Annotated in this window: 16 protein-coding genes; 13 read left to right on the forward strand and 3 right to left on the reverse strand. The window is 68.9% G+C overall.

Translation table 11 applies throughout. From position 1 onward, the window contains the following. Positions 1-83: 83 nt before the first annotated feature. The 5 genes from ACIPY5_RS09375 (at position 84) to ACIPY5_RS09395 (ending at position 6,794) form a co-directional block, all read left to right on the forward strand. Entirely contained in the window at positions 84-980 is an 897-nt protein-coding gene (locus ACIPY5_RS09375) for an Lrp/AsnC family transcriptional regulator (protein ID WP_400969594.1), read from the forward strand. 207 nt (positions 981-1,187) lie between these two features. After that, positions 1,188-2,822: an ABC transporter substrate-binding protein gene (locus tag ACIPY5_RS09380; RefSeq protein ID WP_400969597.1), complete on the forward strand. Its 1,635-nt coding sequence runs from the start codon at positions 1,188-1,190 to the stop codon at positions 2,820-2,822. Positions 2,823-2,918: 96 nt separating this feature from the next. Further along, the gene (locus tag ACIPY5_RS09385) at positions 2,919-3,995 is read left to right on the forward strand and encodes an ABC transporter permease (protein WP_400969600.1); all 1,077 of its coding nucleotides are present in this window, start codon (positions 2,919-2,921) and stop codon (positions 3,993-3,995) included. A 1-nt stretch (position 3,996) separates the two neighbouring features. Beyond that, complete coding sequence (locus tag ACIPY5_RS09390) at positions 3,997-5,010, forward strand: ABC transporter permease (RefSeq protein WP_309341072.1); 1,014 nt, start codon at positions 3,997-3,999, stop codon at positions 5,008-5,010. Next, positions 5,007-6,794 carry a dipeptide ABC transporter ATP-binding protein gene (locus tag ACIPY5_RS09395; protein WP_400969604.1) on the forward strand — a complete coding sequence of 596 codons (1,788 nt, stop codon included), beginning with the start codon at positions 5,007-5,009 and terminating at the stop codon, positions 6,792-6,794. The genes ACIPY5_RS09390 and ACIPY5_RS09395 overlap by 4 nt, the downstream gene beginning before the upstream one ends. A gap of 133 nt (positions 6,795-6,927) precedes the next feature. On the opposite strand, the gene ACIPY5_RS09400 is transcribed toward ACIPY5_RS09395, so the two are convergent. Further along, a complete protein-coding gene (locus ACIPY5_RS09400) occupies positions 6,928-8,100 on the reverse strand; it encodes a hypothetical protein (protein WP_400969607.1) in 1,173 nt (390 codons plus the stop codon). Between the two features lie 52 nt (positions 8,101-8,152). On the opposite strand from ACIPY5_RS09400, the gene ACIPY5_RS09405 reads away from it, so the two are divergent. Beyond that, positions 8,153-8,359: a hypothetical protein gene (locus ACIPY5_RS09405; protein WP_400969610.1), complete on the forward strand. Its 207-nt coding sequence runs from the start codon at positions 8,153-8,155 to the stop codon at positions 8,357-8,359. Positions 8,360-8,384: 25 nt separating this feature from the next. Here the strand turns inward: ACIPY5_RS09405 and ACIPY5_RS09410 are convergent, their stop codons facing one another. Both ACIPY5_RS09410 and ACIPY5_RS09415 read right to left on the reverse strand, forming a co-directional pair. Then, on the reverse strand, positions 8,385-9,359 hold the full coding sequence (locus ACIPY5_RS09410; RefSeq protein ID WP_400969613.1) for a hypothetical protein: 975 nt from the start codon (positions 9,357-9,359) through the stop codon (positions 8,385-8,387). Between the two features lie 4 nt (positions 9,360-9,363). Further along, complete coding sequence (locus tag ACIPY5_RS09415) at positions 9,364-10,215, reverse strand: class I SAM-dependent methyltransferase (protein ID WP_400969616.1); 852 nt, start codon at positions 10,213-10,215, stop codon at positions 9,364-9,366. Positions 10,216-10,480: 265 nt separating this feature from the next. Here ACIPY5_RS09415 and rpsF point away from each other — a divergent pair, with 265 nt between their 5' ends. The 7 genes from rpsF (at position 10,481) to ACIPY5_RS09450 (ending at position 15,666) form a co-directional block, all read left to right on the forward strand. After that, complete coding sequence (rpsF, locus tag ACIPY5_RS09420) at positions 10,481-10,846, forward strand: 30S ribosomal protein S6 (protein ID WP_336628120.1); 366 nt, start codon at positions 10,481-10,483, stop codon at positions 10,844-10,846. 5 nt (positions 10,847-10,851) lie between these two features. Continuing rightward, the gene (locus ACIPY5_RS09425; RefSeq protein WP_400969619.1) at positions 10,852-11,364 is read left to right on the forward strand and encodes a single-stranded DNA-binding protein; all 513 of its coding nucleotides are present in this window, start codon (positions 10,852-10,854) and stop codon (positions 11,362-11,364) included. Between the two features lie 71 nt (positions 11,365-11,435). After that, the gene (rpsR, locus tag ACIPY5_RS09430; RefSeq protein WP_040168021.1) at positions 11,436-11,690 is read left to right on the forward strand and encodes a 30S ribosomal protein S18; all 255 of its coding nucleotides are present in this window, start codon (positions 11,436-11,438) and stop codon (positions 11,688-11,690) included. An 11-nt stretch (positions 11,691-11,701) separates the two neighbouring features. Then, positions 11,702-12,154, forward strand: coding sequence for a 50S ribosomal protein L9 (gene rplI, locus ACIPY5_RS09435; protein ID WP_309341056.1), 453 nt, complete (start codon positions 11,702-11,704; stop codon positions 12,152-12,154). Positions 12,155-12,394: 240 nt separating this feature from the next. Next, the gene (locus ACIPY5_RS09440) at positions 12,395-13,411 is read left to right on the forward strand and encodes a Bug family tripartite tricarboxylate transporter substrate binding protein (RefSeq protein ID WP_400969624.1); all 1,017 of its coding nucleotides are present in this window, start codon (positions 12,395-12,397) and stop codon (positions 13,409-13,411) included. Positions 13,412-13,495: 84 nt separating this feature from the next. Beyond that, entirely contained in the window at positions 13,496-14,062 is a 567-nt protein-coding gene (locus tag ACIPY5_RS09445; RefSeq protein WP_400969627.1) for a tripartite tricarboxylate transporter TctB family protein, read from the forward strand. Beyond that, on the forward strand, positions 14,062-15,666 hold the full coding sequence (locus ACIPY5_RS09450; RefSeq protein WP_400969630.1) for a tripartite tricarboxylate transporter permease: 1,605 nt from the start codon (positions 14,062-14,064) through the stop codon (positions 15,664-15,666). Before ACIPY5_RS09445 ends, ACIPY5_RS09450 begins: the two co-directional genes overlap by 1 nt. The last annotated feature ends 2 nt before the right edge of the window (positions 15,667-15,668 follow it).

Below are 15,668 nucleotides of genomic sequence, written 5' to 3' on the forward strand. Positions count from 1 at the left end.
CGTTCCACGTCAATCCCGGGATCATGACTGCGATTGTGACAAATACGGAATCCAAACCGGGAAAGTCGGGGATCGCCTGAATCATGACCGATTTCGATGCAGAACTCATCCGCGCGCTCCGCGAGGACGGGCGCGCGAGCATCCGCTCGCTCGCCGTCGACCTCGGCCAGACGAGGACCGCGGTGGCGTCCCGGCTGCGCCTGCTGCTGGGCGACAAGACGATCCGGATCATCGGCGCGGTCGATCCGTTCTTCCTCGGGCAGCACGTGATCGCGCATGTCTCGATCCGCACCGCCGGCGCGAGCGCCGGGGTCGCCGCTGCGCTCCAGGCGCGGGAGGAGACCGTGTTCGTGTCGGCGATCGGCGGCGTCTACGACCTCGTGGCAGAGGTGCGCCTGGGCACGATGTCCGAACTGCACGCGGTGATCGAGGACATCAGGGCGATCCCGCAGGTGCTGGACGTGAGCACCCTCGTCTACACCTCGGTCGTCAAGGGCCCGTTCGTGTCGAGCTACCGCGGCGACGTCGTGCTGGACGAGACCGACACCGCCCTGATCGAGCTGCTGCAGGAGGACGGACGGATCAGCTTCCGGGCGCTCGGCGAGGTCGTCCGACTCTCGCCCTCGGCGGTGGCGACGAGGGTGCAGCGGCTCCGTGCCGCGCACGTCATCCAGATCGGCGCCGTGGAGGCCCGCGGCCCGGCCCACCGGAGGCAGTCGATGGGCGTGGGGCTCAGCCTGCTCGGCGACGACGACGCCGTGCTCTCGATCGTGCGCACCTGGCCCGGCGTGGACTTCGCCGCGCGCACGATCGGCCGCTTCGACGCCGTCATCACGTTCGTGGAGCCCACGCCCGGGGCGCTGCATGCCGGTCTCGAGCAGCTGCGCTCGCTGCCCGGGGTGTCCCACACCGAGGCGTGGCTGCATCTCGCGGTGCTCAAGGAGGACTACGCCCGCCAGTTCCCGCACGTCCCGGAATAGCGCGGGATCCCGGGCTCCCGGGCCAGCCGGATCCGCGTCGGTGGAGCGGCAGGAAGATCTGCGGTCGACATCACGTCTCGGCGTCGGATCTCCCGTGAAACGCCGAGCCGTGTCTACAATCGGGTGTCCCGTGCGCCGTGAACCCTGACGGCCATGGATGTTGCGGCCGCGCTGAACTGCGGCCACGGAACCGATACAGAGGTGTATATGTCATTCCACAGCACTCGAGGCCGTCTCGGCCTCGCCATCGGCGCGCTCGGCGCCACGGCCCTCGTTCTCGCGGGCTGCGCGACGAGCAGCACGGGCGGCGGGGGATCGACCGGGGGGTCCTCCGGCAGCACGATCACGGTCGGCACGACCGACAAGATCACGTTCCTCGACCCGGCCGGCTCGTACGACAACGGCTCGTTCGCGGTGATGAACCAGATCTACCCGTTCCTCATGAACAGCAAGTACGGCACGGCGGAGGTCACCCCCGACATCGCCGAGTCGGCCGAGTTCACCTCGCCGACCGAGTACACGGTGAAGCTCAAGAAGGACCTCAAGTTCGCGAACGGCGACCCGCTCACTTCGGCGTCCGTCAAGTTCTCCTTCGACCGCATGGTCAAGATCAACGATCCCAACGGCCCGGCCTCGCTGCTCGGCAACCTCGACTCCACCGAGGCTCCTGACGCCACCACGGTGGTCTTCAAGCTGAAGAACGGCAACGACCAGATCTGGCCGCTCATCCTCTCGAGCCCCGCAGCCCCCATCGTCGACGAGAAGGTCTTCTCGGCCGACAAGGTCACCGACGACGACACCATCGTCAAGGGCAAGGCCTTCGCCGGTCAGTACGAGATCACCGACTACAAGAAGAACCAGCTCATCTCCTACAAGCCGTACGCCGGTTACCAGGGCGAGCTGGGCAAGGCCGCCAACAGCCAGGTCAACGTCAAGTACTACGCGGACGCGTCGAACCTGAAGCTCGCGGTCGGCAACGGCGACATCGACGTGGCCTTCCGCAGCCTGTCGGCCACCGACACCGAGGACCTGAGCAAGAACAAGAAGGTCAAGCTGGTCGAGGGCCCCGGTGGTGAGATCCGCTACATCGTCTTCAACTTCAACACGATGCCCTACGGCGCGACGACCCCCGAGGCCGACCCGGCCAAGTCGCAGGCGGTCCGCCAGGCGGCGGCCGACCTCGTCGACCGCGCGGCGATCGCGAAGGACGTCTACAAGGACACCTACAGCCCGCTGTACTCCTTCGTCGCCGACGGCATGGCCGGCGCGACCCAGCCGCTGAAGTCGATGTACGGCGACGGCAACGGCGGACCCTCGCTCGACAAGGCGAAGAAGGTCCTCGCCGACGCGGGCGTCACCACGCCGGTCACGCTGAACCTGCAGTACAACGGCGACCACTACGGCCCCTCCTCGGGCGACGAGTACGCCGCGATCAAGGCTCAGCTCGAGCAGGGCGGTCTGTTCGCCGTCAACCTGCAGAGCACCGAGTGGACGCAGTACTCGAAGGACCGCACCGCCGACGTGTACCCGGCCTACCAGCTCGGCTGGTTCCCGGACTACTCCGACGCCGACAACTACCTGTCGCCGTTCTTCCTCACGAAGAACTTCCTCGGCAACCACTACGACAACACGGCGGTCAACGACCTGATCGTGAAGTCGCAGACCGAGACCGACAAGGACAAGCGCATGGCCGACCTCGCACAGGTGCAGGACATGGTCGCGAAGGACCTGTCCACCCTGCCGCTGCTGCAGGGCAAGCAGGTCGCGGTCGTCGGCACGGGTGTCAACGGCACCACGCTCGACGCCTCGTTCAAGTTCCGCTACGCGCCGCTGACGAAGTAGCGCACCCTCAGACGGGGCACCGCCGCACTCGCGACGGTGCCCCGTCTTCGTTCCCGGGGCGCAATGCCGCGCCCGCCCTCCTCACGAAGGTTCTCCATGGCCGTTGATGTCCTCGCCGCAGATCCCGCGGCGACGCGCCCCAAGTCCTCCGGAGGAGGACTGTGGCGCTACATCCTGATCCGCCTCGTGCTGATCATCCCCACCGTCCTCATCCTGATCACCCTGGTCTTCTTCCTGATGCGGGTCACCGGCGACCCGATCACCGCGGCCCTCGGCGGTCGCCTCCCCGCCGACCAGCTCGCGCAGCGCGTGCACGAGGCCGGATACGACCGGCCGGTCCTGATCCAGTACTTCGAATACCTCGGCAACATCCTGCACGGTGACTTCGGCACCACCATCACGGACGGCCAGAAGGTCACCACGGTGCTGCTGACCTACGGATCCGCCACGCTCGAGCTCGCGATCTACGCGCTCATCGTCGCGTTCGTGGTCTCGATCCCGCTCGGGCTCGTCGCCGCGCACCGCCGCGACAAGTGGCAGGACGCGTCGCTGCGCATCATGGCGATCCTCGCCTACGCCACGCCGATCTTCTTCGTCGGCCTGCTGCTGAAGCTCGTCTTCTCGGTGTGGCTCGGCTGGATGCCGGTCTCCGGGCGCGCGAGCACCCAGACCGAGCTGCTGATGAGCGGCGTCAGCACTCCCACCGGCATCTACCTGCTCGACGCGATCCGCCTCGGCAACGGCCCGGCGATCCTCGACGTGCTCTGGCACGCGATCCTGCCCGCGCTCGCGCTCGGCCTGCTGACCGCCGGCATCTTCCTGCGGCTCATCCGCACGAACGTGATCGGCACGCTCGGCCAGCAGTACGTCACCTCCGGCCGCTCCCGCGGCGTGAGCGAGTACCGCCTGGTCACCAAGCACGCGTTCCGTCCGGCCCTCATCCCGATCATCACGGTCATGGGCCTGCAGATCGCGCTGCTGCTCGCGGGGGCCATCCTCACCGAGACGACCTTCGAGTGGAAGGGCATCGGATTCATGCTGAGCGAGTACCTGAAGGCCCGCGACTTCGTGGCCGTCCAGGGCATCGTCGTGATGATCGCGGTGATCGTCGCGGTCACGAACTTCATCGTCGACATCGTCGCCGCCGTGATCGACCCGCGGGTGAGGTACTGAGATGACCATCGACAACACACCCGAACCCGTGATCCACCGCGACCTGCCGACGCCGAAGACCGAGGCGCTCGCCGCCCAGGCCCCTCGCAAGCGCCGTTGGAGCGAGCGGCTCCCCGTGGTCTCGCAGCTGCGCCAGAGCGTCGGACTGCAGCGCGGAATGCTCGTCGCCGGCCTCGTCATCACCGGCGTCTTCGTGCTGGTCGCGATCCTCGCTCCGTTCATCGCCCCGTACTCGTGGGCGCAGCAGTCCGCGAACGGAGTGAAGTTCGGCACGCAGCAGCCGCCGAGCGCCACCAACATCCTCGGCACCACCGTGAGCGGGTTCGACGTCTTCTCCCGCGTGATCTGGGGCTCCCAGACCGCCCTGCTCGTGATCCTCGCGGCGATCGCCTGCTCGATCTTCATCGGCATCGCGCTCGGCCTGGTGTCGGGGTACTTCGGCGGGTGGCTGGATCGGACGCTCGTCGTGATCGCCGATGCGATCTACGCGTTCCCCTCGCTGCTGCTCGCGATCGTCATGTCGATCGTGATCAGCCGCGGCCAGTCGAACCTGTGGTCGGGCATCATGGCCACGGCCCTCTCGATCACGGTCGTGTTCGTGCCCCAGTACTTCCGCGTGATCCGCGCGGAGGTGGTGCGCGTGCGCGCCGAGCCGTTCGTCGAGTCGGCGAAGGTCATCGGCGTGCCGACCGGGCGGATCCTGACCCGTCATGTGCTGCGCAACTCGACGCGCTCGCTGCCGGTCGTGATCACGCTGAACGCCTCCGAAGCGCTGCTGACCCTCGCCGGGCTCGGCTTCCTCGGCTTCGGCATCGAGGCGACCTCGGCCGCGGAGTGGGGCTACGACCTGAACCGCGCCATTGCGGACGTCACCAGCGGCATCTGGTGGACGTCCATCTTCCCCGGCCTCGCGATCGTGCTGGTGGTGCTCGGCATCACCCTCGTCGGCGAGAGCCTGAACGACCTGAGCGATCCGCGACTGCGCACCCGCCGTCGCGCGGGAGGTGCGGCATGACCGGCACGACCATGAACACCGGCCTGCCCGACGTGGCGGACATCCGCGGGCTCAAGGTGCGCTTCGCGACCGACGGCGACCCCGTCGACGCGGTCAAGGGCATCGACATCCAGGCGCACGCGGGCGAGGTGCTCGCGATCGTCGGCGAGTCCGGATCCGGCAAGACCGTCACCGCCAACGCGCTGCTCGGCCTGCTGCCGGAGACCGCGACGATGTCGGGTGCGGTCATCGTGCGCGGCCGCGGTGGCGAGACCGACGTGGTGCATGCGTCGGCGGCCAAGCTGCGCGCGATGCGCGGGCGCGACGCGGCGATGGTGTTCCAGGAGCCCTCCACCGCGCTGAACCCGGTCTACACGGTCGGCTGGCAGATCGCCGAGGGCCTGCGCGCGCATCACGACGGCCGGCTCTCCAAGAAGGAGGCGAAGGCCAAGGCGATCGAGATCCTCCGCAAGGTGGGCATCCCGGATCCGGACAAGCGCGTCGACGAGTTCCCGCACCAGTTCTCCGGCGGGCAGAAGCAGCGCATCGTGATCGCGATGGCCCTCGTGCTGAACGCCGGGCTCATCATCGCCGACGAGCCGACCACGGCCCTCGACGTCACGGTCCAGGCCGAGATCCTCGAACTGCTGCGCGCCTGCCGCGACGAGTTCGGCGCGACGATCGTGCTCATCACGCACAACATGGGCGTGGTCGCCGACCTCGCCGACCGTGTCGTCGTGATGCTGCGCGGCGACATCGTCGAGCAGGCCGCGGTGCGGGACCTCTTCGCGAACCCGCAGCAGGACTACACGCGGGAGCTGCTCGCCGCCGTGCCGCACGTCGGCCAGGGCAAGTCGGCCCTGGGGGCATCGGTCGTCGAGCGAGCGCAGCGAGACGGAGCGCCGCACGCCGCGGATCCCGTTTCGTCTCGGTCGCCTTCGGCGTCCTCGCTCGACGACCGGGATGAGGCGCCGGAGGGCAGCCTCATCGTGGCGCGGGCGTGTGAGATCGGCTACCCGGGCCGCTTCGGACGAGGCGGCGTCGTCGCGGTCAAGGGCGTCGATTTCCACGTCGGCCCCGGTGAGGTCGTGGGCCTCGTCGGCGAATCCGGATCCGGGAAGACCACGATCGGTCGCGCCGTCGTGGGCCTCACCACGGTCGTCGGCGGATCGCTGCGCGTGCTCGGCCAGGAGATGAACGGCGTGAAGCAGCGCCAGCTCACCCCGTTGCGCCCCGAGATCGGATTCGTGTTCCAGGATCCGGCGACGAGCTTCAACCCGCTGCTGTCGATCGCCGAGTGCATCGCCGAGCCGCTCGTGGTGCACGGGAAGGCGTCGAGCGTCGCCGTCGCCCGTGCCCGCGTGGACGAACTGCTCGACGCGGTGCGGCTGCCGACGAACTTCGGCGACCGGTTCCCGCACGAGCTCTCCGGCGGACAGCGCCAGCGCGCCTCGCTCGCCCGCGCGCTGGCCCTGGATCCGAAGCTGCTCATCGCGGACGAGCCCACGAGCGCGCTCGACGTCTCGGTGCAGGCGAAGGTGCTCGACCTGTTCGTGCAGTTGCAGGCCGAGCTCGGTTTCGCATCGCTGTTCATCAGCCACGACCTCGCCGTGATCGACGCCGTCGCCGACCGGATCATCGTGCTGCAGCACGGCCGGATCCAGGAGCAGGGCACGACCGCGCAGGTGCTGAACGACCCGTCGAACGCCTACACGAAGGAGCTGCTGGCGGCCCTCCCGGTGCCCGATCCGGTCGAGCAGGCCGAGCGCCGTGCCCTGTGGCAGGCGGTACGCCGCAGGGCCTGACGCGCGCCCTCGATCGGGTCGTTGAGCGACGACCCCGATCCGGCGCGACGGAGACGAAACGCGGTGCTCTTGCGAGAGCGCCGCGTTTCGTCTCTCCTTCGGCTCGCTCAACGACCCCGGAGCAGACGACGCGTCAGTGTCCGAGCACCAGGCGGAACACGAGCCAGGCGATCCCGACGCCGGCGAACACCAGCACCGACACCCAGGGGAAGGCGCGCTTGAGCCGGCGTCCGCCGGGCGCGACGCCGGGCGGGGGAGACCACGGCTGGGCAGGATCTCCGGGCGTCGGCGCGACCGGCCCGGCGAACTGAGCCGGGGCCGACGCCGCGGCGGTGGCCGGAGAGGCGCCGGACTCGTCCGGCGCGGTGACGCCGTCGCCGCCGGTGGCCGTGCGCAGGCGCTTGTCGCGCCAGCGCGCCCACTGCTGCAGCTTCGTGAGCACCGCGCCCACGGTGCCGAACATCTGCGCCCACACGGCCGGATCCAGAGTGGTGACCTGACGCTTCTGGGCGTAGAGGAAGAGCCAGTCGTCGACGATCTCGACGTCGAACGACGACGCGCTGTCCATGAACCGGGCCATGATGTCGGGCGTGAACAGGTAGAGCGCGTCGCGCTCGTAGCCGGCCGGACAGTAGAGGGCGAAGTACCGGTCGAAGTCGCCCTCGAGCGAAAGACGCTGGTGGCCGTCGTAGCTCGCGGGCAGGTTGGATCCGAAGAATCCGTTGTTGGACTGGGCGTCCAGCACGATGTTGGGCAGCGGCACGTCGAGCTTGATCGCGATGTAGCCCCACTCGTGCGTCTGGCTCTCCTTGCCCGAGCCGGTCGTGTATCTGAAGTTCGCGAACTCGACGAAGCGCGGTGAGGAGCCGCGCACCAGATCCGTGGCGATGCGGCTGTGACCGAGGTCGAACAGCATCCCCGGCAGCTGCGGATCCTTGAGCTCCGGCAGGTAGGTCATGGCGTTCGCGCTCGCGAACCCGGCGAGCCGGTAGCCCCGCACGAGCTGACGGTTCCACCAGGCGATTCCGCCCCACACGGCGAGCCCGACCACGACGAGGATCAGCAGCGGCACCACCACGCCGCCGGAGGAGCCGAGCGCGACCGTCAGGAAGACGCTGAACACGCCGAAGCCGACGAAGGCGATGAACAGGACGACCACGAGGAAGAGCACGATCTGGCCCGTGCGAGGGCCCTGACCGCTCGCCCTGGCCTCGCGCGACCACGCGGCGAGCCGCGCGCGGTCGACCGGTTCGGTCAGCGCACGGGCGTCGAAGGGAGCGGCGGCGCCCGGCTGCGGAGTGGTCACCCGTCCACGCTATTCCGAGACCGCTGCTTTCCGGAGATGACGGTGCATCTTCGTGGACGTCGGAGCCCTCACATTCCAGGCAGGGATCGGGCGCTCCGTCGGGGTGAGTGATCTGCAGATCGCGGCGACGGCGATCCGGCACTCGCACGCGCAGCAGACGGTCACCGTCGTGCACTACGACGCCGACTTCGAGAACGTCGCACGGGTCGCGCCGGAGTTCTCGCATCGATGGATCGTGCCCAGGGGGACCGTGGCCTGACGCGCACCGAGCGCATCCGGCCGGCTCAGGGATTCACGTCGTCCGCGTCCCACTGCAGGTTCGCGCCCTCGGGGATCGGCAGGGCCTCGAGCCGGTCGTCCGCGCACAGGGCGGCGATGAGGGCCCGGGATCCGCCGACGACCGTCGAGTCGAAGTCGATCTCGCTGACCAGGATCCAGGCGTGATCCGCCGGCCAGATCAGGTTCGGATGCAGCGCGCTGGGCGGGAAGCCCCGCTCCTCGGCGATCTTGTCGCTCCAGGGGACGAAGGCCACCCAGTCCGGATCCGCGAAGGTGCGCGGCGGCGCGGCGAAGAGCACATGGTCGCGCTGCGGGAGTTCGAGACGGGCGCCTTCGGAGATCTCGCGGGAGAGGATCCCGTCCTGCCAGACCGCCTTCTGGTACGGGTTGTTGAACGGATCGTGGATGCTCTCGGCGAGCATGGCCGCGTGCGCCTGGACGGGGTCGTCGGTGAAGGTCAAGAAGGCGCGACCGGTGGACCCGAAGCCGCCCAGCAGGCCGCCGTGCCCCTCCCAGACGGCGGCGAACCCGTCGTCCGGGGTCGTCGTGTGCGCGACGAGGTGCTCGGCGACGGGGGCGAGGAGTGCGGGCGGCAGGTCGCCTTCGATCGGCCCGTGGAACTCCCGGCCGTTCGGAGCGCGGCGGTGGCGCCAGTCCTCGCCCTCGGGCGTCCGCACGATCCGGTTCCACTGCGCGAGCGGATGCAGCACCGTGCCGAACGCCGCGGCCGCGTCCGCCCACGTCGCCTGCTCGTCGCGGAGCCCGGAGAGGATCCGCGCCTCCTCGTCCTCCGGCATCGCGCGCAGCTCGTCATGCGTGGGCACGACTCCGCCCGGCACGCTCCGCACCCAGGGCGGATGGAAGATCCGGGCATACGCCTCGAACCCGCGCGGCACGACCGAGTGCATGTCGGATCCGATGACGGGATCCAGCCGTTCCCGGATCCAGCGGCCGACCTCGACGTCGTCTTCCCAGCGCATGCGCTCAGTCCTTCGTCGCGACGATCGTGAAGGTGCAGGGGATCAGGTCGCGCTCCGCGTCCGGCCAGACGAATCCGCCGTCCGCGGGCAGCATCCGCGGACTGAACCGCCACGGCAGCGTCCTGCCCTCGTCGAGGCGACGGATCCGCAGCCCGGCTCCGATCAGGGCGTTCACGACGGAGGAGAGCGGATGCGGCCATTCGTACGTGCGCGGATGCGCGACGGTGCCATCGCCGGCGTAGGTGCTGTCGTCGTCCCAGGCCTGGGCCTCCCCGGTGTCGAAGTAGGGATAGCGGAGCACCGGCTCGTCGCGGGTCTCGTCGAGCGCGTACAGCACGGGGTGCCCGTCGCGGATGTAGAACGTGCCGCCGGGGCGCAGCAGCCCGGCGACCTGCGCGGCCCAGCGCTCGAGATCGGGCAGCCAGCAGATGGCGCCGATGCTCGTGTAGACGAGGTCGAACTCCGTGCCGACCGCCGCCGCGGCGTCGAGCACGTCGGTCTCGACCCAGTCGGCGTCGAGGCCGAGCCGGGTCGCGAGCGCGGCGGCCGTCTCCAGAGCGGGCGCGGAGAAGTCGACCCCGGTCACCCGCGCGCCGAGCCGGGCGAAGGAGAGGGTGTCGGTGCCGATGTGGCACTGCAGGTGGCAGACATCGAGGCCGTCGAAGCCCTCCGGCAGGAACGGCGCGAGCCCTGCGGCGTCTTCGCGCACGACGTCGGAGAGGTGGGCCGGATCATCGAACGCCTGGAGCCCGTAGGCCTCCGCGTGCAGCGCGACGCGGTCGTCCCAGTTCTCACGATTGGCATCCCGCGCCGGCTCCCAGTCGATCCGCACGGCGTTCACAACGGGTTCGCTCATGCCGCCACGCTACTCGGCCGCTCCCGAGCGCGACCCGTCCGGGTGCACGACGGATGAACGGATGCACGACGGATCCGCCGTCTCGTTCGTGCATCCGTGATCCGGTCGTGCATGTGTGACTTCCTCGGCGCCCGATTCGGCGCACCCGGCCGGATCCGCTAAGCTGTTCAGGTTGCCTGGGCGAATCATGCCCTGGCACGTGCTACACACCCTCCTGCTTCCGGGAAAGTCCCGGAAGCCGTTCTAGTCCGAAGGAGGTGGGTAAGTGACGCACCAGTACGAGCTCATGGTCATTCTGACCCCCGAGCTGGACGAGCGCCAGGTTGCCCCCAACCTCGACAAGTTCCTGAAGGTCATCACCAACGATGGTGGCTCGATTGACAAGGTCGACATCTGGGGCAAGCGTCGTTTCGCCTACGAGATCAACAAGAAGACCGAGGGCATCTACGCCGTCGTGAACTTCACCGCGACCAGCGAGGCCACCAACGAACTCGACCGTCAGCTGAACCTCAGCGAGCTCGTGTTCCGCACCAAGGTGCTGCGCGCTGAAGAGGCGCATGCGATGGTCGCCGCCGAGGCCAAGCGGGCCGAGGAGAAGGCCGCTCGCAAGCCCAAGGCCGCGAAGGTCTAAGGATCATGGCCGGCGAGACCGTCATCACCGTGGTGGGAAACCTCACCGCCGACCCCGAGCTGCGGTACACGCAGAACGGGCTGCCGGTGGCGAACTTCACCATCGCGAGCACGCCGCGCACCTTCGACCGCCAGGCGAACGAGTGGAAGGACGGCGATGCGCTGTTCCTCCGTGCGTCCGTGTGGCGCGAGTTCGCCGAGCACGTGGCGGGTTCGCTGACGAAGGGCATGCGGGTCATCGCATCCGGACGCCTGCGTCAGCGGTCCTACCAGGACCGCGAAGGCCAGAACCGCACCGCGATCGAGCTGGAGGTCGACGAGATCGGCCCCTCGCTCCGCTACGCGACCGCCCAGGTCACCCGTGCCGCCTCGAACGGCGGCGGCGGGAACTTCCAGGGCGGCCAGGGCGGCGGACGCCCGCAGCAGCAGGTCTCGGAGGAGCCGTGGTCGACGCCCGGTTCCTCGAGCGCCGATGCGTGGAGCACTCCCGGCTCGTTCGGCGACGACACGCCTTTTTGAGCGTCGTCTCCGGACACAACAAGATTCCGGATCCTGACGGATCCGAAAACCATTTCTCGTAAGGAAGACTCATGGCTGGAAAGTCGAGCGGCGACCGCCGCAAGCCGCGGAAGGGCGCGAAGAACGCCGCTCCCGCGAAGTCCATCCGCGTGGGTGTCATCGACTACAAGGACGTCGCGACCCTCCGCAAGTTCATCTCGGAGCGCGGCAAGATCCGCGCCCGTCGCATCACCGGTGTTTCCGTGCAGGAGCAGCGTCTGATCGCCAAGGCGATCAAGAACGCTCGCGAGATGGCTCTCCTGCCCTACGCCGGCGCTGGCCGCTAAGGGGTACCGACATGGCAAAGCTGATTCTCACGAATGAGGTCGCCGGGCTCGGTAGCGCCGGTGACGTGGTCGAGGTCAAGAACGGGTACGCCCGCAACTACCTCGTGCCGCAGGGTTTCGCTGTCGCGTGGACGCGCGGTGGCGAGAAGCAGGTCGAGCAGATCCGTGCCGCCCGTCAGGCGCGCGCGATTCACGACCGTGACGACGCCGTGGCGCTGAAGAACGCGCTCGAGGCCGCCAAGGTCCGCCTGGCCGTCAAGGCCGGCGCCGAGGGCCGTCTGTTCGGCTCGGTCAAGACCGCCGATGTCGCCGCCGCCGTCGAGGCCGCGGGCATCGGTGCGATCGACAAGCGCAAGGTGCACATCACCACGCCGATCAAGTCGGTCGGCGAGCACGAGGCCACCGTTCGTCTGCACGACGACGTGACCGCCGTGATCACGCTGCAGGTCGTCGCCGCCAAGTAATTCATGGCGACGCTGTAAGCGCCGACACCCTGTCAGGGGCCGTCTCCTCCGGGAGACGGCCCCTTTCGCGTACCCGGGATCCGCGAGGGGCGTGCCAGGAGATCCGCGGAGAAGCCGCGGGCTTTTCTTAATGACCAGAACCGGTTCCGGGAGAGGTGCCTCAGTACATTCATCGGGTCCGGCAGCGTCGCCGGCTCCGCACACCGGCGAAGGCGCCGGTGACAGTGAAAGGCATCGTCCGTGAAGATCTCGACATTCGCCAGGGCCGCGGCGGTGGGGACGGTTCTGCTCCTCGCCCTGACGGCGTGCAGCTCCCCGAAGACCGACAAGACCGCCACGGCCGACTCCGGCGCCGCGGCGTTCGCCCCGCTCACCCGCCTCGAGCTCATCGCACCGGCCGCGCCGGGCAGCGGATGGGACCAGACCGCACGCGCGACCCAGGGCGCGCTGCAGACCGATGAGCTCGCCAAGACCGTGACGGTCAACAACGTGCCGGGCGCCTCTGGCACCGTCGCCCTCGCCCAGGTCGCGCCCAAGAAGGGCCAGAAGGACCTGATGATCATGTCGGGGCTCGCGATGATGAGCGGCGTCGTCACGAACGGCACCTCGGTCTCCCTCGACGACCTCACCCCGATCGCCCGTCTCGTCGGCGAGCATGAGGCGATCGTCGTCCCCAAGGGCTCGCCGTTCGCGAACGCCGACGACCTCTTCGCGGCGATCAAGAAGGATCCCAAGTCCGTCGCGATCGCCGGCGGCTCCGCCGGATCCGCCGACCATCTCTTCATCGGCCTGCTCGCGCAGCATTACGGAGTGAAGCCCTCCGACGTCAACTACGTGCCGTACTCCGGCGGCGGCGAGGCCACCACCGCTCTGCTCGGCGGCAAGGTGCAGGCGGGCATCGCCGGCACGGGCGAGTTCGCGGCGCAGATCGAGAGCGGCGAGCTGACCGGGCTGCTCGTGTCGTCGCTGAAGAACGACGGCGCCCTCACCTTCGCCCAGGCGGCGGGGGAGATCGATCCGAAGCTCGAGTTCGCCAACTGGCGCTCGATCATGGCGCCGGGAGGGATCGACGCCAAGCTGCGCACCCAGTACCTCGCCGCGATCGAGAAGATGCACGCCGGCGACGCGTGGAAGGCCGAGCTGAAGAAGAACGACTGGCTCGACAACTACATCGCCGGCGACGAGTTCGCGGGCTGGCTGAAGACCGAGAACACCCGGGTGCAGAGCGTCCTCAAGGACCTCGGTCTCGCGAAGTAGCACCGGCGCTCGCGGAGGAGGACATCCGCCTCCTCCGCGAACCGCCTTGCCTGCGCCGCATCAAGCCGCATGAAGGAGCATCCGATGAGCGACGTCTCTTCGCCCCAGGGAACCGCCACGCAGGAGGACCCGAACCCGGAAGACCTCGGGGCCGCACCCCGTCCGACATCGACGAGAGGACTCGGCGAATGGGCCGTCGCCGCGGCCGTGCTCGTCCTGGGCGTGGTCGTCCTCCTCGACGGTCTCGGCCAGCGCCAGTCGACCTCCGCATCGGGGATCGGCGCCGGCTTCATGCCGATCGTCGTGGGGAGCCTGCTGCTCGCGCTCGCGGTGGTGCTGGCCGTGCAACTGGCCCGCGGGCGGCGCGGTGAGCCGGAACAGGCCGAGGGTGACGTCGACGTCACCCGCACGCACTGGACCGCACTCGGCATCGCCGCCGCCGGCCTGCTGTTCTTCCTGTTCACCGTGGAGCCGCTCGGCTTCATCCCCGCGACCACCGTGATGTTCTTCCTGATCTCCCTCGCGATGGGTTCCCGCCGGTATCTGACCGCGCTCGTGATCGCTCTGGCGACCGCCTGCGTGATCTTCTTCTCCTTCACGAAGCTGCTCTCGATCGATCTGCCCGCGGGCTTCCTGGAAGGGATGATCTGATGCCCGGCCTCGAAGGACTCATGCACGGGTTCGAACTGGCGTTCCAGCCGCAGAACCTGCTGTTCGCACTGATCGGCACGATCGTGGGGACGCTCGTGGGCGTGCTGCCCGGGATCGGCCCGGCGCTCACCATCGCCCTGCTGCTCCCGCTCACCTACTCCGTCGATCCGTCCGCCGCGTTCATCATGTTCGCCGGCATCTACTACGGAGCGATGTACGGCGGTTCGACGACGGCGATCCTGCTGAAGACCCCCGGCGAATCGGGATCCGTCATCACGGCGATCGACGGCAACCGGATGGCGCGGATGGGAAGGGGGGCCACAGCTCTGGCGACCGCGGCGATCGGATCCTTCATCGCCGGCACGATCGCGACGATGCTCGTGGCGTTCTTCGCGCCATGGATCGTCGACATCGCGGTGCAGCTCGGCCCGCAGGATTATCTCGCCCTCATGGTGGTCGCCTTCCTCACCGTGAGCGCACTGGTCGGCAGCTCGCCGCTGCGCGGGCTCATCTCCATGGCGGTGGGCCTTGCGATCTCGCTCGTCGGCATCGACTTCCAGAGCGGGCAGCAGCGCCTCACCTTCGGCCTGCTCCCGCTGCTCGACGGCATCGACACCGTGGTCCTCATCGTCGCGCTCTTCGCGATCGGGGAACTGTTCTACGTCGTCGCGCACCAGTCGACGCTGATCTTCAAGGTCATGCCCTTCGCGGGGCGGTGGATGAACCGCGAGGACTGGCGGCGCTCCTGGAAGCCCTGGCTGCGCGGCACGGCGATCGGATTCCCCCTGGGTGTCATCCCCGCCGGAGGATCCGAGATCCCCACGTTCCTGTCGTACACGCTGGAGCGCCGGCTTTCCCGGCGCCCGCAGGAGTTCGGCCACGGCGCGATCGAGGGCGTGGCGGGTCCTGAGGCGGCGAACAACGCGAACGCGGCCGGCACCATGGTGCCGCTCCTCACCCTCGGGATCCCGACCTCCGCGACCGCCGCGGTGATCCTCGTGGCGTTCCAGCAGTACGGCATCCAGACGGGGCCCCAGCTGCTGGAGACCAACGGGCCGCTGGTGTGGAGCCTCATCGCGAGCCTCGTGGTCGCCAACGCGATCCTGCTGCTGCTCAACCTCCCGCTCGTGGGGCTCTGGGTCAAGCTGCTGAAGATCCCCAAGCCGTACATGTTCGCCGGCATCGCGACCTTCGCCGTCCTGGGCGCCTACGCCGCGGGAGGGTCGACCTTCGACGTGGGCCTGCTCCTCGTACTGGGCGTGCTCGGATACGTCATGCGCCGGTTCGGATACCCCGTCTCGCCGCTCATCGTCGGGGCGATCCTGGGGCCGATCGCCGAGGTGCAGTTCCGGCGTGCGCTCGACATCGCCGGCGGCGATCCCGCCACGCTGATCTCCACCCCGTTCACCTGGGCGATCTACGGCACGCTCGCCCTGGTCTTCATCCTCACCTTCGCGCTGCGCCGCCGGCCGTCCAAGCGCGACGTCCTGGTCGAGGTGGGAGGACTGCCCACGACGCTCACTCCCACGATCGAGGTGCCGGAGTCCGCCGCCGACGAGGCCCCGGAGCGGGAGGCGGCGCGCACGAAGAGCGATCAGGGGTGAGC

This window comes from Microbacterium sp. NPDC089698 (assembly GCF_044749045.1).
Lineage (GTDB): Bacteria > Actinomycetota > Actinomycetes > Actinomycetales > Microbacteriaceae > Microbacterium.